The following is a 21,048-nucleotide window of genomic DNA, read 5'->3' on the forward strand; positions in this document are numbered from 1 at the left end:
TTGAACCACCAACACGCAATCCAGCGAATTTTCGAAATTTTCGAAATAGAGCGCGATTTTAAACCTTCAGACTCAAGCACATAACTTCTCCTCGCTCCTGTCAACACACCGCGCTGATACGCAATCTTCCAAACCGCCAACGCACAGCGCCGGTGAGTCTTCGGGCGCGAACGCAGGGGTTCGGGAGCGGTTCCTCTAAGCTTGCAGAAGAATGCTAAGGGCGGAGAACAGTCGGCACAACTCGCTGACGCTCAGACTAGTGCCGCCTGTCCTCCAACGCATTCTCCTGCGAGCCAAGAGGAAGCCAGGCTCCCTGCACAAAGCGTCCGTGCCCGAAGACTCACCGGCGCGTACCTCTAGCCAATCTATTTCCCACAAACCTCAAGGATCTCCCCGCAGATTTCTTCTGCCGTCTTCCCATCCGTAGCAACCTTCACATCAGCCGCCGCCTCATACTTCGGCCTGCGCTTCTCCATCAGCTCTTCAATATACCCAACATTCATATTCCCATTCAGTACCGGTCTCTCCGTACTGTCCTTCACACGCTCGTAGATCGTCCCCGGCTCTGCCGTGAGAAGCACGATCTTCCCAGACTCCTTCATAAGCCGCACATTCTCCTCCTTCAAAACAGCACCTCCCCCACAGGAGATCACCGCCGGCTCCACTCCCGCAAAGCTTTTGATCAGCTCCGTCTCCAGCTCCCTGAAATACGCTTCCCCCTTCTCCTCAAAAATATCCGCGATCGCCATCCCCTCATTCTCCACGATCATCTGATCCATCTCCACCTGCCTCGCCCCGGTCATCTCCGCCAGGCACTCCGCGTTCGTACTCTTCCCGCAGCCCATAAATCCGATCAGAAAAATATGTTCCTTCAATCCCGCCATAATCTAAATTCTCCTTTTCGTACTAATAGTCTCTCAAAATCTCTAACTGTTTTCTCCCACACCCAAAACACTTTTCCACTTTCATGCGTCATTTAGTGCAAGTATACCAGATTTTAACATACTCTGCAATCAAAGAACCTTCACATTCCTGATCTATTCCGCTTTTAGCCCTCTTTTTTAAATTTTTCTGCTTTTTACATTTTCACACTTTAAAATCATAAATTTTCTTTTGCATTTTCTTTCCTGCACTGTTATAATAAAGCGAGAAAAATCACTCCCCGGAGGTACACATAAAATGGAAAACACCACATCCGCAGCTTCACCGATCACCGGACACACCGGTCTTATCTGTCTGCTCGGCAGCCCCTGCGCCCACAGCGTCTCCCCGATGATGCACAACGCATCCTTTGAGGCTCTTGGGCTCGACTACCGCTACCTCGCATTTGATGTCAATGAGGAGACACTTCCCACCGCAGTTGCCGGTTTAAAGGTTCTCGGTGCCCGCGGCTTCAACCTGACCATGCCGGATAAAAATCTCATGGTCTCCCTCTGCGACGAACTCTCCACCGCTGCCCGGATCATCGGTGCTGTCAACACGGTCGTAAACGAAGATGGACGTCTCGTCGGCCATAACACCGACGGCATCGGTTACATGCAGTCCGTAAAAGATGCCGGTTACGATATCATCGGCAAAAAAATGACACTTCTGGGCGCAGGAGGCGCTGCCACCGCAATTCTGGTACAGGCTGCCCTCGACGGCTTAAAAGAGATCTCCGTCTTCATGAGACCCACCAGCCGCTTCTACGACCGCCTGGTACATACCGTCGAGGAGCTCACTGAGATCACTGACTGCAGGATCAAGATCTGTGACTTCTCCGACGCGAATCTCTTAAAGAAAGAACTTGCGGACAGCGCTATCCTCACAAACGGGACCTCCGTCGGCATGGCTCCCCACGAGGATACCTGCCCGGTCCCGGAAAATCTGACTTTTCCGAAAGACCTCATCGTCTCCGATATCATCTACAATCCGCGTGAGACAAAGCTCCTCACCATGGCTAAAAATCAGGGCAACCCGTTCTTCAACGGATCCTATATGCTCCTCTACCAGGGTGCCGAGGCCTTCCGTCTCTGGACTGGAAAGGAGATGCCAGTGGAGAAGATCAAGAAGGAATTTTTCTCCGATCCTTTTTATTCAAAAAGCAACTTAGATCACTTACGCCGTGTCATTGCTGCTTTAAACGCCGGAAACGGTATTTCACATGAGTTAATCACTGACGAAAAATAAATACTCTACTTTTAAAGTTTCTATTTACACATGACCTCCAGAACCTGCCACCGACAGTTTTCTCTGGATGCATGGCATCAAAAAAGGAAAACGATCTGTCTGTGCAAACCATCAATACCACAAACAGATCGTTTTCCTTAATCAAATCTTTTATTTCAGGCTTTCATCATCTATCTTATGAACTGCCAGTTGTTTTATCTTCTACTTACTCCGTCCCGCAATAATCTCTTCCGCCATTCCAAACATCTCCTCAGCGCCGAGATCCTCACCAAACTTGAAGAGGCTGTAGCCCTGTCCGTCCATGTTCCACTCTACCGTGTAGGAAGTCATAACTTCGACCTTATCGCTGCCGTAAGCCAGGTTAAAATTGCCGTCTTCCTGGGCCTTTTTGTCCTCCTCGGTGAGCTCATAATCTGCCGGAACGAACTTGTTGGTCAGCTTGTAGAAACAGAGTTCTGTACCATCCTCGCATGTCCTCACCTCTGCCGGGGTGAGTTCTCCATCCATGCCGACTTCCGCGGAAAACGTGACATCCTCCATGCCGTCTTTTCCGTATGTGACGGAAAGCTGTGTTCCGTTTCCCAGTTTATTTCCATCTTTATCTTCCGTCTCATAGTTTACCGGCACAGCAGCCTTAAACGCGTACCCGTTGGAGAATTTCTCCGGGAAATCTACCATCGGTCCATTCTCCTTCTGAAGCTCCAGCGCCTGTTCATAGGTGTGGACTTCATCTCTTATATCGGTGCGGGATGTGATTCCCGCGATCTTTCCAATCGCGAACGCCGTCATGCTTCCAAATACACAGATCGCTGCAACTGCTGCTACCGCTTTTTTCATAAAACCTTTCTTCATATAATTTCCCTCTCTTTCTATCTTCTCATATACATTTCTCCGGATCCGCGCCTTCCGCACCGATTCGTCCGGAAGTTCGCCTGCGCGGCTCTCAAACATGTTTTTCAGTCTCTTTTCTAAGATAGGATCGTCCATGTTTTTCCTCCTTCCTCCTGTGTGAGGATTTGCTTCAACTGTTCCTTCGCGTGGAACAGCCTGGATTTCACCGTTCCCTCAAACACTCCGCAGACCCTTGCGATCTCGCGGATCGGCATATCATTGTAATAGTATAGGATCAACACGGTCTTCTGCTTCGGCGGCAGCTTTTCCACCGCCTCGTAGAGGATCCGCTCCTCTTCCTTCATAATGCAGTTTTCCAGGACGGACCTTCCGGTGTCCGCCTGCCCGGATGCAGGTTCCTCCTCCGGCTGTTCTTTCCGTGACTTTCTGCTGATCTTCCACGCGGACCTTGTGAGTATCCTGTAAAACCATGTCTTAAAGGCTGCCGGATCCCGGAGCTTCTTTCTGTTTAAATAGCAGGCGGTGAATGTCTCCTGGACAATGTCCTCGCTGTCCGCCGCGTTCCCGGAGATCAGCCAGGCCGCCCTGAGCGCCGGCCTCTCATACTTCTCCATCAGCTCCCCGAAGGCATCCATGTCCCCGTTGATCATGCGTCTCACGATATTCTCTTCATCCATGTCCTGCCTCCTCTCTTTTTTGATGCATCTGTCTTATAGAGACAGGCAATTGGGGGAAAGTTCATTTTTATCGGAAATTTCTTTTCTTCTTTATTCTTCCAAATATATAACTTATTTTTCCACCAGACATATTTATTTTTGTTTTTCTATCTACACTGACTTCCATCGCGTCTACCGTCAACCATTTTCATAGAGCCGCAAAAAACAGGACAGCCACCCGCATCCACGCAGATGATCTGTCCTGTTTCGATTGATGCCTTAATATGATTTTTCGTACTAATACCTTAACTTGATCCTAGAAAGCTCCACATCCACCTCATATCCATGGCTGTGAAGATACTCCTTCATGCCCTCCCGCGCGAGGTCGATATGATTCTTCGGGACAACGGTAATGCTGCGGATCGGAAGCTTTTTCTTCCCGCCGCTTAAGTCGATCGCGATATATCTTATTGTAAAAAAGGAGATGAACCTGAGGAAATCACGCAAAGTTCCGGTATGTCCGGACTGCCTCCTCCTCTGCCGCCTTCATGATCTCTTCCACGGAATTGCCCTCGATGTCAAGCCCCTCTGCGGTATAGCACACAGTCTTATTGATTCCGTAATATACCTTGCAGAGTTTCTCGACATACTCATATCCGAGATTCAGAGCCCCGATGGAGCCACCGCTGGTGGTCACATAATGGAGACTGTCGGCATGGCACAGCCCACCCGGGATTCCCTTGGAAGAAAAGGTAAAGGTCAGCCCTGTCACACAGATCTGCTCCAGATAACATTTCATTCTCGCCGGGAAAGTAAAATCCCAGTACGGGGCCGCCACAAGGATCCGGTCTGCGGACGCAAACTGCTTTGCATAGTCAAACAGCGGTCCCTCATAAATTCCGGCCCTCGTGAGCTGTTCCCGTCCTGCACTCTCTTTTCCGGTAAAAAGCTTCAGATCTTCATCCTCCAGGCACAGGGTCTCGACCTCATATTCCCCGTTCTTGTTCATTTCCTTTAATAAAGCCTGCGCAAGTCTCTCCGTTCTTGAAATATCGCGGTTCACGCAGGCGTCAATGTACAATAATTTTTTCATACCTTTCTCTCCAGATATTTTTGATATTACATGTATCTATAAATTCAACAGTCTTCTCGAAAGCTCCAGAACATCCTCCGTATTCTTACTGTTAAAGATCTTCACCTCACCTCCGGACTCTTTCCCTGATAACAGTCCACACTCAGTCAGGCGCTTTCTCGTCTGCTTCGCGGTTCCGAATCCACCGTCATAGATCGCCACGCCGGGCAGATGTTTCTGGATCTCATCTTTTACTAACGGGTAATGTGTGCAACCGAGTACCACCGCGTCGATCTCTGATTTCTCGTAAGGCTCGAACTGTTTTTCCAGATACTCGTCCAGAACAGGTCCCTCTAACATTCCGCCCTCGATATACTCCACAAGTCCCGGGCACGGCATCTTGATGATATTCGCCTCATCCTCGTAGACATGCAGCATGGAATTAAATTTTGTCTGGGAGAGAGTCATCGGAGTCGCCATAACGACAACCTTTGAGTGCTCTTTCGCAAGCACCGCCGGCTTCAGCGCCGGTTCGATTCCAATCACCGGAATATCCTTCTTCTCATACTCCTCTCTCAATTCCCGGATCGCCACACTGGTTGCCGTGTTGCAGGCCACAACTATGGCTTTCGCCCCGCGTTCCAGTAAAAAATCCACATCCTTTTTTGTGAGGTCAATGACCTCCTCCGGGGTACGTGTGCCATAAGGGGCATTCGCGGAGTCCCCGTAATATAAGAAAGCCTCCCCCGGCATCAGTTTCACTAATTCTCTCAAAACACTGATCCCGCCGAGTCCGGAATCCAAAACACCGATCGGTCGATTGTCTGTATTCATAATGTACACCTCATTGACTGCCGCAGAGATCCGCCGGATCTCATGCAGCATATTATATGAATCCTCGTGTTCTCAGGCTGTCATGTTTCATTTCCATGACCGCACATCTCTTTCCTGCACAACACCAGTTATTTCATCGAATTATTCTTTGTGATGATCTCTTATATCTTATCACACTTTCCCCGTTTTGAACATCCACAGACTTTCTCCGCTCTGTTTTTGTGCATTTTTTAAAATTTAGGCCTTTATTTTTTTCATTTTTGGTTAATCTGTTTCTCAAAACACTGCTATACTTACGCTGTAACAAGAAAGAAGCGGTAACTGTTCAGTACCTTCACAGTTACGCAAAAATCCATTCCGAATTGCCTGCGGCAATGGGATTTTTGCCTGCTGGTCAAAATTATGTTACGGTCAGCGCAGTAAATGCGCAGACCTATTGAACAGTTATTAGTCACAAACTTAACAAAACCCCTTTATACACTAAAGCTGAGGGCTGCTAAGCGAATCCGGCAGAACGAATACTGGTTCGTTTGCCGGGAATCAGATTTTTGGAGGAAAAGATAAATGACTACTTTAAAAGCTGAAAAAAGAAGCATGGATGTAAAGGCAAAGAGATTAAGACGTGAAGGATTTGTTACAGGTAATGTTTTCGGACATGCCATCGAAGGCTCCATTCCGGTAAAGATGAACGTTGCAGATGCTGAACGTCTTTTAAAGACCGAACATAAAGGCGGCCAGATCAATCTCGACATTGAGGGGCAGGTATATGATGTCCTGATCAAGGAAATTGACTACAATGCAATGACAAGAAAGATCGATGAGATTGATTTTCAGGCACTTGTAAGCGATGAAAAGGTTACTTCTACTGCTGAGATCGTAATCCTGAACCGTGAGGCTGTTGTCGGCGGCGTTCTTCAGGAAGACTTAAGCGAAGTTGCTTACAGAGCATTCCCGTCCGCACTTGTCGAGAAGACAACACTGGATGCTGCAGGCCTCAAGGTTGGTGACATCGTACATGTCAAGGATCTTGACATCGCAAAGAACAAAGACATCGACTTAAAGACTGATCCGGAGGCTGTTGTGCTCTCCGTCATCCCGGTTCACAACGTTGTTCCGGAAACTGAAGTTACAACTGCACCTGCTGCAGCTGCTGCTGAGGAAAAAGAGACCAAATAATCTCCGCGTCCATATATAGAAATGGATATAAAAATGGCGGTATCGCTTCAATGGTGAGCGATGCCGCCATTTTTACATCCGTAGGAAATGAACACTCCTTGTACTTCCCGCTGGAATCAAGTATAATAAAAACAATCAAAGACGCTTTTTCTGATGGGAGGAATTTGCATGGGAAGTTATCTGAATCCGGGGAATCTTTCATTCCGCGGTAGTCTCCGCTCTAAAATTTATATCGACAAAAGCGAACTGATCGCCAGAACCAATGAAGCGCTTTGTACCGAGCAGAAATATATCTGTGTAAGCCGTCCAAGAAGATTCGGAAAATCAATGGCCGCTAATATGCTCGCCGCATATTATGACCGGAGCGAGGATACAACGGAATTATTTCAAAATCTTGCTATCAGTAAAGACAGATCGTATAGGGAAAATCTGAACCAATATGATGTGATCAAAATCAATATGCAGGAATTTTTAAGTATGTCTGAAACAATGGAAGAAATGCTGGAGATGCTTAAAAATTATCTGATTTTGGATTTTAAGGAGACTTTTCACGAAATACAGTTTCGTGATGAAAAGAATCTGATTCAGGTCATGAAAGACGTATTCCGTTATACCAAATGTCCTTTTGTGATCCTGATCGATGAGTGGGACTGCCTGTTCCGGGAGTACAAGCAGAATAAAGAGGCTCAGAAAAAATATTTAGATTTTCTGCGCGCATGGCTGAAGGATAAGGATTATGTGGCATTGGCCTACATGACCGGCATATTACCCATTAAAAAATATGGTTCCCATTCCGCATTAAATATGTTTACAGAATATTCCATGACCGATCCAGGCGATCTGGCCGGGTATTTCGGCTTCACTGAACAGGAAGTATCCAGACTCTGCGATACATACGATATGAATTTCGAGGAAGCGAAAACATGGTATGATGGATATCATCTGATCGCACATCGCCAGAATGGTGATGAACATTACTCTATTTACAGTCCTAAATCGGTTGTGGAAGCCATGCTGCGGCACAAGTTGGGAACTTATTGGAATCAGACAGAAACATATGAAGCCTTAAAAATTTACATTCAGATGGATATGGACGGACTGCAGGACTCTGTTGTCAGAATGCTTGCAGGTGAAGCAGTACAAATCAATATAGGAACTTTCAGCAATGATATGACCACATTTGCCACTAAAGATGATGTCTTGACATTACTGATCCATCTCGGCTACCTGACATACAACAGCGTAGATGGTACCGTTGCCATTCCTAATAAAGAAGTCTCACAGGAATATGTGAATGCAATCAGCACCATGAACTGGCATGGCGTGATCGACTCCGTAGAATCATCCCGTAAACTTTTAGAATCATTGTGGGCCATGGACGCCGACGCAGTTGCGGCAGGAGTTGACAAGGCTCACGATGAAATTTCGATTCTTCAGTACAACGATGAAAATTCTCTGAGCTGTACCATAAATCTTGCATTTTACTTTGCACGTGAATATTATACGATAATCCGTGAACTGCCTACAGGTAAGGGTTTTGCTGATATATGTCTGATTCCGAGAAAACTGCATTTAGATAAGCCTGCGGTAGTGATCGAACTTAAATGGGATAAAAGCGCATCTGGAGTTTTAGACCAGATCAGAGAAAAACAGTATGGAAATGCATTGAAAGATTATCATGGTAGTATATTACTTGTTGGAATTAATTATAACAAAACAACGAAGAAACACGAATGCATGATCGAGACTATGCAGAAATAAATATAGTATCATGTGAACATCAGCAATATCTTTCAACTTAAAAGATCAAAAAAGTCGCTGAGTTGACAATTCTGTATTTCCCTGCTATACTGTCTTGCAGCTCATCGGAGGGCTTGTAAACGCATTTACAAAGCTGGATAAGATGCCGAAGGATCGTTCGGCATTTTATCCGGCTTTTTTATATAACTGGAAATTTCAGGTGGAAAATACTATGAAAAAGACAAATGATTTCACGGAAGGCAGCCAGATCATTCAGAGCGTCATGACGGTGATCACGAAAATCGCCATGGGCATCACGGTCCTTGTGGGGCAGAAAATCGGTGAAAAGCGTCCCCATGAGGCGGGCATCATTGGCAGCGGCATCGCAACCTCCGTGCTGGCGGGACTCTGCCTCAGCTATTTATTCTACACATACGTTCTGTACTTTGACGCACAAAATCACATCGGCGTCCCAACTTCGATCAAATTGCCATCCAAATCATAAAACCGGACCACCTTCTGTCCCCAACTATGTGTCATAAGGCGGTTCACATACTGGATATTGGGATATAACCGCTCCAATTTTTCAACAAATCTCTCTATGTTCTGTTCCTCAAAATAAAGCTCACACGAATTGCTTTCCGGAATAATAGTTTTCCCTAAAAAATCCTTCCATATCTTCTCCTCCTGCAGCACAAGCCCTTCCGTCAGGATTATATTTCCGTCATTATCAAGTACTATATCAAGTCCAAACAGATCATGATAAAACTTTTTCGATCTCTCAATATCCTTGACAACGATCAAAATATTCCTCAATCTCATTCTACTTCTCCTGCACCTCCTTGCCGCTCAAATGCTCGATCTCGATTTCAAACATCTGCACAGCCCTTCCCGCCTGCGCGATCTCCTCATCAGCCAGCTGTTCATTCGGATAATATTTCATCGCAAACCGTTTTAACATTTCCATTGCTTTCTCACTGCCATTTTCCATCAAATGACATCTCCCGAACACAACCGTACTCTGCATAAACGGTGCCCAGTCTTCCTCCCTGATCGTCTCATTTCCATAAACCGTAAAACATACCTTATCACATACCCGCAGTGCATCGACCTTATGCCCCGCGCGCGCACCATGAAAATAGATTTTCCGGTTCTCCCTGTCATAAAAATAATTGAGCGGGATCGCATACGGATATCCATCATCCCCATTCACCGCAAGAACACCTCTCCTGCTGTTTTGCAGAAGTTCCTCCGCCGCGCTATCCTCGATCTTATTTCTCTTTTTTCGAATCTCTCTAAACATAATTCTACACTCCTGATTCATAATATTACCAACCTCATCTTTTCCTGCTCCAAACACCGGCAAATTCTTCCAGATCCATTATATCTCACACGATTGGATTCGTCATCCTCTTCCTTCTCCAACGCGTTTTCCATCCCCGGTCATCCTTCATATTTTATCAATATCTGTTTTTCACTTTGCCGCATACAAGCGCTCACACTGTAACGTGCACGTTTGACAACTATACATTTTTCACATATGATTGACACGCAAATACTAATACGAAAAAGGGAATCTCACCATGTTTGAAAAACTAAAATATTTCTCCACGATCTTCTTCGGCACCTTCATCATCGCCGTGGGAGTCTATTTCTTCATGAACCCGAACCATATCATCAGCGGAAGTATCTCAGGACTCGCCGTGGTTCTCGTAAACTTTGTCCCGCTGTCCCTGTCCGCCATGACGCTGCTCTTAAACATCATCTGCATCATCCTGGCATTCCTCTTCGTGGATAAGACCTTCGGGACAAAGATCATCTTTATCTCCGTCCTGCTGCCGGCGCTTCTCTTTGTGTTCGAGATCCTGTTCCCAAATCCGGGTTCTCCCACAGGAAATATCGCCCTGGACGTGGTGGGAATGATCGTCGTGATCTGCTACGGACAGGCAGTCCTCTTTAACGCCAACGCCGCGTCCGGCGGTCTCGACATTATCGCGAAGATCATGAACAAGTACCTCCACATGGATCTCGGAAAGTCCATCATTATCGCCGGAATGGTGACCGTCGCAAGCTCCTATTTCGCCTACGACCTCCAGACCGTGATCATCGGCGCCCTGTCCACCTACTTCAGCGGCCTCGTCCTGGACTACTTTATCGACGAGTTCACCGGAAAGATCCGCGTCTGCGTGATCTCCGAGCACAACGATGATTTCAAGCGCTACGTCATCGAAACACTCCAGCGCGGAATCACCGTCTACACCGCAACCGGCGGCTACAGCGACACGCAGAAGGAAGAGATCCTTGCGATCCTCACCAAAAAGGAATATGGTCAGTTTATGGACTACGTCCAGGCAAAGGACCCCAACGCCTTCGTAACGATCTCCAACGTGAAGCGCGTGGTGGGAAGCTGGAATACGCCGAAGAGACGGACGTACTTCTAAGACCATGCGCCTCCAGAACCTGTTACCGGCATTCTCTGCAGAACACACACAATTCCTACAGATCCTGCCGCCAGCAGTTTCTTCCGAATTTATGCAGCAAAAAGGCTGATGCAGTTTCAAACCAACGCATCAGCCTTTTCTTTATTTCCTACTATTCTTCCATCCATTGATCGTCCTCCAATACACTCCCATCCCGGTCACTCCAACAAGCACCTCTGAGATCGGAAACGCAAACCAGGTAAACTGAAGTCCCAGAAGAGACAGCGCCCAGAAAATCGGGATCAGACAGAATATCTGGCGCATCACAGACAGGAACAGACTGACTCTTCCATTTCCGATCGCCTGAAAGAACACCGGTGTCATCAGTGAAAATACCGCCGGAATAAAACTCGATCCAATGATCGGAAACGCCGTTTTTCCGATTGCAATGACCTCACTGCTGTCCGAAAAGATCCGGAGCAGTTCCACCGGAAAGAACACGAAACAAACCCCCCCGATCAGCATAAACCCACAGGAAAACAGATAACTGTCCTTCATGGTCTCCCGGCATCTCCCATAACTCTTCGTCGCGTAGTTGAAACTCAGCACCGGCACAATACACGTCTGCAGTCCCATCAGCGGGATAAAGAAGAAGGTCTGCATCTTATAATAAAGTCCTAAAACCGTCACCGCGGAATCCGAAAATCCCGCGAGGATCGCGTTTAAGATCACAATATACACCGTGTACATGGCCTGCTGTAAAATCGATGCGTATCCAAGCCAGTAGATCTGTTTTATGTAAACCTTCATTTTCCGAAACTCCGGCGGCCTGCGCACTCCCCCGAAGGCCGTGATCACAGCCGCGGCCACCTGACCGCAGACTGTAGCGTAGGCAGCTCCCGCCACGCCCATCTGCGGCACAGGACCAAGTCCGAAGATCATGATCGGATCCAGGACGATATTAGTCAGCGCGCCAACGGTCTGGGCGATCATCGGGCGCCGCATATTTCCCCTGGACTGGTGTACTTTCGTCCAGTTTCCCTCTAAAAACGCGCCAATACTGCCGATGCAGACGATCCGCCCGTAGATCACCGCGTCCTCGATCGCCTCCGGAGACTTCGCGCTTGTCATGACATAGGGACGCATAAACACGGCCGCGAGAACCGCAAATATAAGCCAGGTCATGAATTCCAGAACCATGCCGGTTCCCGCTGCCTCCTCGGCTTTCTGCTGGAATTTCTGCGCATACTGTCTCGCCATGTACGTGTTGACACCGACACCGGTTCCCACCGCCAGGGCAATAATGATAAGCTGCAGCGGATAGATCACCGACAGCGCTGTCAGCGAATTTGCGGAATACTGACCGACGAAAAAGCTGTCCACGATGTTGTACACGGCCTGAATGAGCTGCGCCAGCATGACCGGCGGCGCGATCTTCAAAAGAATCTTCGGAATCTTTTCCGTGCGGAAGAGATCCGTTCCAGTCTCCATCTTCTCCTTCATCACTCTTCCTCCTCCAGCGCGTCTTCCAACACCCGGTCATACTCCATGAACAGCTCCGTCATCATCCGGATCCGCTCTGCTCCGAGCTGAGCCGCCGCCCGCTCCTCCATAAGACTTAAAGAATGCAGGAGCCGTTCCGAATACTCTTCTCCGCTCTCCGTCAGCACCAGCGCCTTCTCTTTTCCGCGGCTCATCTCCTCGCTGACCGCAAGGATCCCCTCTTTCCGCATCTCCGTGATCACATGGTTCACCGTCTGCCGCGGCAGCATATAAGAATCGCAGACCTGTTTCTGTGTGCAGGATCCATATTCCCGGATCGTATAGAGCACCAGCATCCGGTTATAGCTGACCTTATTTTTCTTCGCCCACACCGAGTAGACTCTTCGGCACCGGATGATCGCCTGGTTTACCTGGTCGTGAAGCTTCTGTATTTCATGGTCCATAATCGTTTTCTCCTTTTCAATCCCATTTGAGACTGAAAAGGAGTATACTCCCGTCACCATGATTTGTCAATCCCCGCAGCTCCGCTTCCACCATCAAAGTTCCACCTGCAATTCATGCCGATTTTCGACATCTTGTGCAGCGTTTATTGACAACACCCGAAAAATTGATATCCTAAAGATAACCGATTCCGTTGCAAGATCAGTTTTTTATACCATTTTTCAGCTTTTCTTACGAAAATAAAGGGGGAATCTCTATGAGAAGTACATATAAGAAACCACTGGCGCTCCTGCTGTCCGCGGCGTTGAGCTTTACACTGTCCGGCAGCCCCGTCTATGCGTCAAACAGCAGCTTACTGCCAGAAACAGGCACACGGAGCGCACTTCCGGCGCAGACGGCAACCTCTTCCAATGCTGTCACGCCGTCCAACGCCCCGGCTCCAGTGACTCCATCCAGCACTGCTGCCGCCATAGCCACCTTTTCCAATGCTGTGGAAAACCAGGAGCCCGTTGTTTCTGTGGACTACATTTCTGGAACAAAAGAATTCACCGATATCTTTGAGGCACTCGACTGGATCGTTCCGGGAGTGACATTCACCCTGCTCAGAGACACCACGATTACACGCCAGCTGAAGCTTGACGCCAACGTATGTGACTGGGATAATATAACCTTCGATCTCAACGGTTATACCCTGTCCGGAAATTTTGATGATGAGGCCGTTGTGTATTTCGATCCTGCGACAGCATATCATGTCGCATTTAAAAACGGAACCATCGAAAATACAGCGGAAAATGGTACTGCCGTTCAGTTATGGGACGGTCAGATAACCATGGAAAATATAAATATCAAAGGTGATTTTGTTATCAGATACACTTTTCTTAATTCCGGGGGCTATACACCGACCTTCCTCGGCGGCGGAACGATCAGCAGACTCCGCACGGAATCCGAATATCCGGCGGATTTCGGCAATGCCCTGGCCCCTGGATGTTACTTCGTTGATTCCGATGGCCGCCGCGTGCAGGGAGATGCCCTGGAACGCGGCACCAAACTGGAAAACGTCACAGTCATGACATGTGAGCATGAAAAAGGATTTGTCAGGGATCCTGACACCTTCTTTACCAGATATATCTGTCCAGTCTGCGGCAATGCCTGCACACATGATTCCCGCAGTTCAGATGACAGGGAATGTGAGATCTGTCATATGGAGATCAACGACATTGTGTACAATCCCGGAGAGACGGAATATGTCACCTCCTTTAACGATGCAACGACTGCCGCGAATCCTTTCAGCAGCAGGATCCTTCTGTTAAGCGATCAGGATTCATCCTCCAATTTCGTCTTCGACAATATGACCGTTGATTTTAATGGTCACACAATGATCTGGACCGGAAGTCACGGTAACACAGCTAGTATTTCCGGTACAGGTGTAACGTTGCAGAATACCGGCACCACCCGGGGACACTTTATCGGCACGCTCAACCTTTGGGGATCTTCCCCCAGCCTGATCATCCCGGCCGGCACGAACCTTCTCATTGATGCTCTCGAGATCCAAGAAGGAACTGCCTCCCTCTCCAGCGGCACCTTCGGCACAATCACGAGTTTAAACGGCAGTGCCCTCACTGACCTTCTTGCGCCAGGATACTGCTACGAACAGAATGGTCAGATCATCGTTCCGTCTGACAGCGACACAAAACTCACCAATGTGTCCGTAGTTCCCTGCGACCACACTTCGGCAGCCGTGACGACCACCAGCGGATCCACGATCATCTACAAATGCCCCTGCGGCGAAGTGACCTACACAGGCAGCGTGACAAAAGACGGAAAGACTCTGTACTATGCGGATCTTCAGGACGCCCTCGATCATGCGTCCGGCGGTACATTCCATTTCCTCACTCCGTCTCTCAATACCCGGCTTATTGTCCCGGACAATGTGACGATTGATTTCACCAATATGTCACTGTATCACGATACTTCAGACTCAGAATTGGTCCTCAGTGGCAGAGTCACGCTCCTCAACCGTGAAACTCCATATGCGCTCATCCAGAATATTCCTATCGTCGTCCAGTCCGGCGGTACACTGATCGTTCCAAAAGATTACAGCATTTCAGAAGAAAATCAATTAGACCTGTCCTCCGGATCATCCATCACCATTGAGCCTGGCGGACATGCTGAACTAGACAGCGGTACATACAGTTATATCTACGCAGACACAGACAGTGAGATCCATATTTCCGACTGCAGCAACCCTGTCCTTGTTATGAAGGACGGCAGCAGGGCAGTCCTGACCGGCGGCAGCTACCGGTCGCTCTATCTGGAAGGGATCTGTGACGTAAAGATCTCCGGCGGAAGTTACGGCAGAATTGAGATCTATGAGACGGACCTTCAATCAGCTCTGGTTCGTCCGAAAGTCACTTACGCGGATTTCTCCGCTCTGCTGACGAATGGATCAGGATTTCAGAAGTCTGACGGCAGCTGGCTCTCCAAGAACGATGTAACCAATTCTCCCGAATATATGAACAGAAAAAGTAAATATATTGAAGATGTGACCGCTGTGGATGCGCCTGTCCAGGATGCAGCCGTATATGCCCGGATTTCCGGTACAGAGTACAAAGAGTCTGTGAACGTCCAGTACAAAGCACGGACCGGCAGGGAATTCAGCCTGATGCCTGATATCCACTTCAGATCAGATGTAACTCCGTCTGCCTCCTGCCAGTGGTACCAGGTAAATTCCGACGGCAGCATGACGGAGATCGAAGACGCCTCAGACATGGCTCTCCACCTCTCTCCGACGATACCCGTCGGCACATACACCTATGCCGCGGAGATCACCTGCGGCGGATATATCTGCTACAGTGACCCGTACACCGTGACCGTCACTCCCCGGGAACTGGAGCTGACCGTCGATGAAGATTTCATCTCAAAAGTCTATGACGGTACAGCGAATGTACCCGACATAAAGCCTATATTCATTGCGGCTGGCGGCGGAGATCTCCCGGATGCAGACGAGATCACATGTCTGATCGGCGATTCCTGGTACTTTAATTCTCCAGCACCAGAAACACCAAATCCAGATTTTTCCGATGAAAAAGGGGTAAGCTTCCTCTGCACCCTGACAAACCCGAACTACTCGTTTGCAGGCGGGGAAACGGAAAAACGTTTTTTCTGCGGTCAGGCACCGTACATCAAAAAAGCCACCGCATCCAATGCAAAACCAGGAACCATGACTGTCCTCAATCATACGGAAGCCGCGTACCGCTTTGACCTCAGTTCCCTTCTGCCGGAGCTCGACACGCCGAAGAAATACGGCACGGTCGAATACCATCTTGAGGACGTGGCTCTCGGAGACTATTACGACAGCGGCGCGTCCATCTGTGATGGAGTACTGACACTTCCGGTCCGTCCGGTGGATTCTGCGCTGGAGCAACAGATCGGCACCGTGACAGTTAAAGTCATCTCCCAGAATTACCATGACTTTCTCCTCACGCTCCAGGTCAGCGCTGTCAACAATAAGCTGCCCGACAGCGGCGAAGACAATAAGCCAGGCGGGAACTCCGGCGGCAATACTTCCGGCGGTGGAAATTCTTCCTCCAATGGCAGTAATTCCGGCGGAAACAGTTCTTCCGACAGTGACAGCGATTCTTCCTATGAAGATACGTTCCTGTCCTCAGACTACTCCGGACAGGCACAGTCCAAATCTCCGTCCACGATCAGCATTCCATCCGCTGTACCGGATAAGAACGGTAATGTAACTCTCGATCACAATATGATCCAGTTCGCCATCAAAGCCGCCCGGAAAACTGTGAAAAAGAATGGCAGATCTGCAAACGGCATCGCGGTGTCCATCCCTGTGGTATCAGAAAAGAGTCATTCCGCATTCTCCGTGACGATAAGTGCCCGCATTCTCGACACACTGATCCGCGAAAACGTGACTCATTTAGCGCTCGGACTTGACGGCGCTTCGACCGCATACCTGGATGCAGACCTGTTAAGATGGCTGGATGCCAGATCTGCCGATGCAGATATCCTCATCAGGATCCAGCCAGCAGTCCAGATCACCGGCAGCGCAAAACCGGCTCATACGCTGTCTGTATTTCTCTTTACTGGCGGAAAAGAGACACCTGTCACTGATTTTGGCAATCTCTCGATCACAATAAAATAATTATGCGTATGTTTTCTTACGGTCAACGCAGCAAGTGCGCCGACCTACTGAACAGTTACAATTCTGCTTACATCTGCATTTCTGACGTGTAATTGCGAAAAAAAGCAGGTCTACATCGGTGTTTTTCACCTGCAGACCTGCTTTTATTATGCATAACCTTTCGATTTTAGTTCAGGAAGTTCTCAATAATAACGCTCTCCGCCTCTTCCTCGGTAAGTCCCAGCGTCCGAAGCTTTAATAACTGCTCATCGTTGATCCTTCCGATCGCCGCCTCATGGATGATCGCCGCGTTTAAGTCGCGCGCACGGATCTCCGGAATGGATCCGATCTCGGCGTGGTCCATAATGATGGAGTCACACTGGATATGGGCCTGACATTTGTTGTTTCCGACCGCCTTCGGGTGGAAGGTCTGGACGGAATTGCCTTTTCCGACAGACCTTGAGATGATCTGGGCTGAGCTGTCCTCACCGTTTAAACGTACCTCGATGTTGGACTCCGCCGTCTGGTCTCCCTCGGTCATGAGGCGCTCCGTCACATACAATCTGGAGTTTTTATCCATCTCCACAAGCGTCTCGCGGACTGTGGAGTCAACGCCCTTGATCTGTGCCGTATCCAGAGTAAATACGGAATTTTCTCCGACATAGATATTCGTCACCGGATTCAGCACACGGCCGCCGGTTCCATTTCCATCTCCATAATGCTTTTCCTGATAACAGACGTTCGCATTCTTTCCAACATGAAAGGTATGGATCCCGTCATGTCTGCTCTCATTGCATCCGCTGTTGTGGATCCCGCAGCCCGCAACGATCGTAACGTCCGCGCCGTCTGCGATATAGAAATCATTGTATACAAGGTCTGTCATGCCGGAAACGCTGACGACCACCGGGATGTAAACTTTCTCGCCCTTTGTATCGCCATCAATATAGATATCGATGCCCGGCTTGTCCGTCTTCTTCTTGATCTTAATATGCTCACTGTCACCGTGGCAGATGGACGTTCCGTTCTGGCGCAGATTGAAAGCGCCCTTCTGGGAAAATCCGTTGTCATTGATGACCCTCAGTACCTCTTCTACTACATGATCCAGCTCTACCATTACGCTCTCACCCCCGCATTTCCTGCACATGCATGACATTTATCAAGACCTTCTAAACACGGCAGGACATCTTCCTTCCGTCCTTCCGCCTTGATCTTCCCGTCATCGATCACCATGATCCGGTCTGCCATGCTGATGATCTTCTCCTGATGGGAGATGACGATCAGACTCTGTTTTTTCTCCTTATGGATCTCCTCAAACTTCCGGATCAACATCGAGAAGCTCCAGAGATCGATCCCTGCTTCCGGCTCATCAAAAATACATAAGGTATGTTCCTTCGCAAGAACCGTCGCGATCTCGATCCGCTTCATCTCGCCTCCGGAAAGCGTTCCGTCGATCTGACGGCCTAAATATTCCTCAGCGCAGAGTCCCACGTCAGACAAAAGCCTGCAGCACTCCTGATCTTCCAGCTCTCTTCCTGCTGCCAGCGCAAGAAGTCTCTGCACCGTCATTCCCTTAAATCTCGGTGGCTGCTGGAATGCATAGCCGATCCCGGCGTTAGCCCGGTGGTTGATATCGTAATCCGTGATATCTTCCCCGTTTAAAAAGATCTTTCCGCTCTCCGCCTTCTCGATTCCGATCATGACCTTCGCCAGTGTGGACTTTCCACCGCCGTTTGGTCCCGTAATCACCAGCATCTCCCCATCGTCCACCTGGAAAGAAATATGATCCAGAAGACATTTTTTCGCCCCGTTATCCTCCACATGGAGAATCAAATTTTCCGCTTTTAACACAATTTCACCTCTCTGTATCTATCAATGGGCTCAGACCCTGTCGGATAAAAGCCCATGTACATCGACACCATTCCTGCGTCTGTATCCAAATATAAACTGTATTTATCTGGTAGGAATAAGTGTATTATAACGCAAAACCGATAATTTCGCCATCAAATTATAAGATTCTCCGGTTGTTCCTTTTTTTATACATTCTTCTGCGTTCTGATTATACCTTCCATCGGTTCTATTCCAATTTTAGTCTCCCCGACAGTTCAAATTGCCTTTTTTCATATTCTATGATAGACTATCCCTTACACGCACAAATGTATTTGTGATAAAAACATGAGGAGAAATTAATTATGAATCGTAAACGAAGTTCGTTCTCCGGAAAGCTCGGTTTCGTCCTGTCGGCGGCGGGCGCGTCCGTAGGACTTGGAAACATCTGGCGTTTCCCCTATCTCGCAGCAAAGTATGGCGGGGGAATCTTTCTACTCGTCTATATCATTCTGGCACTGACCTTTGGCTACACGATGATCGTGGCGGAAACTGCTCTCGGCCGCATGACAAAAAAGAGTCCGGTGGGTGCCTATGAATCCTTTGGAAAATCAAAATGGCTGTCCTTCGGAGGCTGGATCAATGCTGTGATCCCGATCCTGATCGTCCCGTACTATTCTGTGATCGGCGGCTGGGTCATCAAATATCTGGCGGAATACCTTCTTGGACATGGACAGGCCCTTGCCACGGACGAATATTTCTCCGCGTTTATTTCCAACGGTCGTTCCACGGAGATCTGCTTTATTCTCTTCACTCTGTTTACAGTTGTTATCATTTACGCAGGTGTACGCAACGGGATCGAGCGTGTATCGAAGTTTATGATGCCGATCCTCGTGGTCCTTTCCCTGCTCATCGCGGGCTATTCCGTATCGAGACCGGGGGCTATGAGTGGTGTGAAATATCTGCTGGTACCAAACCTTGAGAACTTCTCATGGATGACGGTGGTATCCGCTATGGGACAGATGTTCTACTCCCTGTCCATCGCCATGGGAATCCTTATCACCTTCGGTTCCTACATGAAAAAAGATACTTCGATCGAAGATTCCACCCAGAATGTTGAGATCTTCGATACCGCGATCGCGATCATGGCCGGTCTCATGATCATCCCGGCCGTCTTCGCCTTCTCCGGCGGTGACCCGGATACCCTGCAGGCCGGTCCTGCGCTGATGTTCATCACGATCCCGAAGGTGTTCGCAAGCATGGGACTCGGAGCCGCAGTCGGCATCCTGTTTTTTGTTCTGGTCCTGTTCGCGGCTGTCACAAGTTCCATCGCCCTGACCGAGAGTGCCGTCTCCACTTTTGAGGATGAGCTGCACTGGAGCCGGAAAAAGGCGACGGTATTTATGGCTGTCATTATGCTCCTGCTCGGAACGCTCTCCTGTCTTGGCTATGGTCCACTGGCCGGTGTGACCGTGATCGGAATGCAGTTCCTTGACTTCTTCGATTTCCTGACAAACTCTGTTATGATGCCGATCGCGGCGATCGCGACCTGCCTTCTCGTATCGAGAGTCATCGGAGTTGCAAAGATCGAACAGGAGGTCACAGACGGCGGTCATCCGTTCCGCAGAAAAGTGATCTTCCAGTTTATGATCCAGTATCTCTGCCCGATCTTTGCGGCTATCATACTGATCAGTTCTGTGGCGAACGCGTTTGGGTGGATCTCGATGTAACATCCACCCATCCTTTTGCTCCTGCAGCCCGCTCGAGCTCCGGGATCGTAAGTTTTACCGCACTGTGGTCATTTCCCGCAGCCGGGTACACCGTTGTGAACTGCTTCAGGCTGTCATCCAGATAGACCTCGATCCCCTCGTTGATCCCAAAGGGGCACACGCCACCCGGCGCATGGCCGATCCGCGCTTCTACCTGATCAAACGGGATCATCTTCGCCTTTACATGAAATGTATCTTTATATTTGTGGTTATCGACTTTTGCCGTCCCTTCCGTCAGGATCAGGACGGCTTTTTCACCCTGTAAAAAGGACATGGTCTTCGCAATCATTCCCGGCTTCACATCCAGTGCCTCCGCAGCCTCTGCCACTGTGGCCGTTGATTCTTTCAGCTCGATCACATGATCCAGAAATCCCTTCTGTTCCAGATCTGCTTTTGCTTTTTCAAGTGACATGATCCTATTTCTCCTTTGTTGATAATTCGCTGACTGGATTTT

At 48.8% G+C, this 21,048-nt stretch carries 20 protein-coding genes; 7 read left to right on the top strand and 13 right to left on the bottom strand.

All coding sequences use genetic code 11. The annotated features are described in order from the left end of the window. Positions 1 to 365 precede the first annotated feature (365 nt). Positions 366 to 884, bottom strand: coding sequence for a shikimate kinase (locus tag ABCW45_RS03710; protein ID WP_117503494.1), 519 nt, complete (start codon positions 882 to 884; stop codon positions 366 to 368). Positions 885 to 1,179: 295 nt separating this feature from the next. On the opposite strand from ABCW45_RS03710, the gene aroE reads away from it, so the two are divergent. Beyond that, positions 1,180 to 2,169, top strand: a complete 990-nt coding sequence (gene aroE / locus ABCW45_RS03715) for a shikimate dehydrogenase (protein ID WP_117470755.1) — start codon at positions 1,180 to 1,182, stop codon at positions 2,167 to 2,169. A 201-nt stretch (positions 2,170 to 2,370) separates the two neighbouring features. Here the strand turns inward: aroE and ABCW45_RS03720 are convergent, their stop codons facing one another. From ABCW45_RS03720 to murI, 5 genes are all read right to left on the bottom strand, one after another. Continuing rightward, on the bottom strand, positions 2,371 to 3,156 hold the full coding sequence (locus ABCW45_RS03720; protein ID WP_343220298.1) for a hypothetical protein: 786 nt from the start codon (positions 3,154 to 3,156) through the stop codon (positions 2,371 to 2,373). Continuing rightward, complete coding sequence (locus ABCW45_RS03725) at positions 3,138 to 3,698, bottom strand: RNA polymerase sigma factor (protein WP_015553637.1); 561 nt, start codon at positions 3,696 to 3,698, stop codon at positions 3,138 to 3,140. Before ABCW45_RS03725 ends, ABCW45_RS03720 begins: the two co-directional genes overlap by 19 nt. A 276-nt stretch (positions 3,699 to 3,974) precedes the next feature. After that, on the bottom strand, positions 3,975 to 4,184 hold the full coding sequence (locus ABCW45_RS03730) for a hypothetical protein (protein ID WP_117470753.1): 210 nt from the start codon (positions 4,182 to 4,184) through the stop codon (positions 3,975 to 3,977). Beyond that, a complete protein-coding gene (locus tag ABCW45_RS03735) occupies positions 4,177 to 4,770 on the bottom strand; it encodes an NAD(P)H-dependent oxidoreductase (protein ID WP_117484382.1) in 594 nt (197 codons plus the stop codon). Before ABCW45_RS03735 ends, ABCW45_RS03730 begins: the two co-directional genes overlap by 8 nt. Positions 4,771 to 4,806: 36 nt before the next feature. Continuing rightward, positions 4,807 to 5,583 (bottom strand): glutamate racemase, encoded by a 777-nt coding sequence (murI, locus tag ABCW45_RS03740; protein WP_117484387.1) that lies wholly within the window; start codon positions 5,581 to 5,583, stop codon positions 4,807 to 4,809. 564 nt (positions 5,584 to 6,147) lie between these two features. Here murI and ABCW45_RS03745 point away from each other — a divergent pair. The 3 genes from ABCW45_RS03745 (at position 6,148) to ABCW45_RS03755 (ending at position 9,004) form a co-directional block, all read left to right on the top strand. Beyond that, the gene (locus tag ABCW45_RS03745) at positions 6,148 to 6,759 is read left to right on the top strand and encodes a 50S ribosomal protein L25 (RefSeq protein ID WP_120040260.1); all 612 of its coding nucleotides are present in this window, start codon (positions 6,148 to 6,150) and stop codon (positions 6,757 to 6,759) included. 168 nt (positions 6,760 to 6,927) lie between these two features. Then, positions 6,928 to 8,520: an AAA family ATPase gene (locus tag ABCW45_RS03750; RefSeq protein WP_343220299.1), complete on the top strand. Its 1,593-nt coding sequence runs from the start codon at positions 6,928 to 6,930 to the stop codon at positions 8,518 to 8,520. Positions 8,521 to 8,731: 211 nt separating this feature from the next. Beyond that, complete coding sequence (locus tag ABCW45_RS03755) at positions 8,732 to 9,004, top strand: hypothetical protein (protein WP_117566762.1); 273 nt, start codon at positions 8,732 to 8,734, stop codon at positions 9,002 to 9,004. Here ABCW45_RS03755 and ABCW45_RS03760 read toward each other — a convergent pair. Both ABCW45_RS03760 and ABCW45_RS03765 read right to left on the bottom strand, forming a co-directional pair. Beyond that, the gene (locus ABCW45_RS03760) at positions 8,959 to 9,321 is read right to left on the bottom strand and encodes a VOC family protein (protein WP_117470748.1); all 363 of its coding nucleotides are present in this window, start codon (positions 9,319 to 9,321) and stop codon (positions 8,959 to 8,961) included. The genes ABCW45_RS03755 and ABCW45_RS03760 overlap by 46 nt on opposite strands. A 1-nt stretch (position 9,322) precedes the next feature. Next, complete coding sequence (locus ABCW45_RS03765) at positions 9,323 to 9,802, bottom strand: pyridoxamine 5'-phosphate oxidase family protein (protein ID WP_015553643.1); 480 nt, start codon at positions 9,800 to 9,802, stop codon at positions 9,323 to 9,325. Positions 9,803 to 10,082: 280 nt separating this feature from the next. Between ABCW45_RS03765 and ABCW45_RS03770 the strand changes: the two genes are divergently transcribed. Next, entirely contained in the window at positions 10,083 to 10,940 is an 858-nt protein-coding gene (locus ABCW45_RS03770) for a YitT family protein (RefSeq protein ID WP_117470747.1), read from the top strand. A gap of 141 nt (positions 10,941 to 11,081) precedes the next feature. On the opposite strand, the gene ABCW45_RS03775 is transcribed toward ABCW45_RS03770, so the two are convergent. Then, positions 11,082 to 12,422 (bottom strand): MATE family efflux transporter, encoded by a 1,341-nt coding sequence (locus tag ABCW45_RS03775; RefSeq protein ID WP_343220300.1) that lies wholly within the window; start codon positions 12,420 to 12,422, stop codon positions 11,082 to 11,084. After that, entirely contained in the window at positions 12,422 to 12,865 is a 444-nt protein-coding gene (locus ABCW45_RS03780) for a MarR family winged helix-turn-helix transcriptional regulator (RefSeq protein ID WP_117484379.1), read from the bottom strand. Before ABCW45_RS03780 ends, ABCW45_RS03775 begins: the two co-directional genes overlap by 1 nt. Positions 12,866 to 13,119: 254 nt before the next feature. Between ABCW45_RS03780 and ABCW45_RS03785 the strand changes: the two genes are divergently transcribed. After that, positions 13,120 to 17,022: a hypothetical protein gene (locus ABCW45_RS03785; protein ID WP_117484378.1), complete on the top strand. Its 3,903-nt coding sequence runs from the start codon at positions 13,120 to 13,122 to the stop codon at positions 17,020 to 17,022. A 166-nt stretch (positions 17,023 to 17,188) separates the two neighbouring features. Here ABCW45_RS03785 and ABCW45_RS03790 read toward each other — a convergent pair whose 3' ends face one another. Continuing rightward, positions 17,189 to 18,115 (bottom strand): SufB/SufD family protein, encoded by a 927-nt coding sequence (locus tag ABCW45_RS03790; RefSeq protein ID WP_343220301.1) that lies wholly within the window; start codon positions 18,113 to 18,115, stop codon positions 17,189 to 17,191. Continuing rightward, a complete protein-coding gene (locus tag ABCW45_RS03795) occupies positions 18,115 to 18,849 on the bottom strand; it encodes an ABC transporter ATP-binding protein (RefSeq protein ID WP_343220302.1) in 735 nt (244 codons plus the stop codon). Before ABCW45_RS03795 ends, ABCW45_RS03790 begins: the two co-directional genes overlap by 1 nt. A 341-nt stretch (positions 18,850 to 19,190) precedes the next feature. Here ABCW45_RS03795 and ABCW45_RS03800 point away from each other — a divergent pair, with 341 nt between their 5' ends. Next, on the top strand, positions 19,191 to 20,555 hold the full coding sequence (locus ABCW45_RS03800; protein WP_021904654.1) for a sodium-dependent transporter: 1,365 nt from the start codon (positions 19,191 to 19,193) through the stop codon (positions 20,553 to 20,555). Here the strand turns inward: ABCW45_RS03800 and ABCW45_RS03805 are convergent. Then, entirely contained in the window at positions 20,515 to 21,006 is a 492-nt protein-coding gene (locus ABCW45_RS03805; protein ID WP_117470743.1) for a YbaK/EbsC family protein, read from the bottom strand. The genes ABCW45_RS03800 and ABCW45_RS03805 overlap by 41 nt on opposite strands. Positions 21,007 to 21,048: the final 42 nt, after the last annotated feature.

Origin of the sequence: Pilosibacter fragilis, assembly GCF_032490495.1 — a bacterium.
GTDB classification, from domain to species: Bacteria; Bacillota; Clostridia; order Lachnospirales; family Lachnospiraceae; genus Pilosibacter; species Pilosibacter fragilis.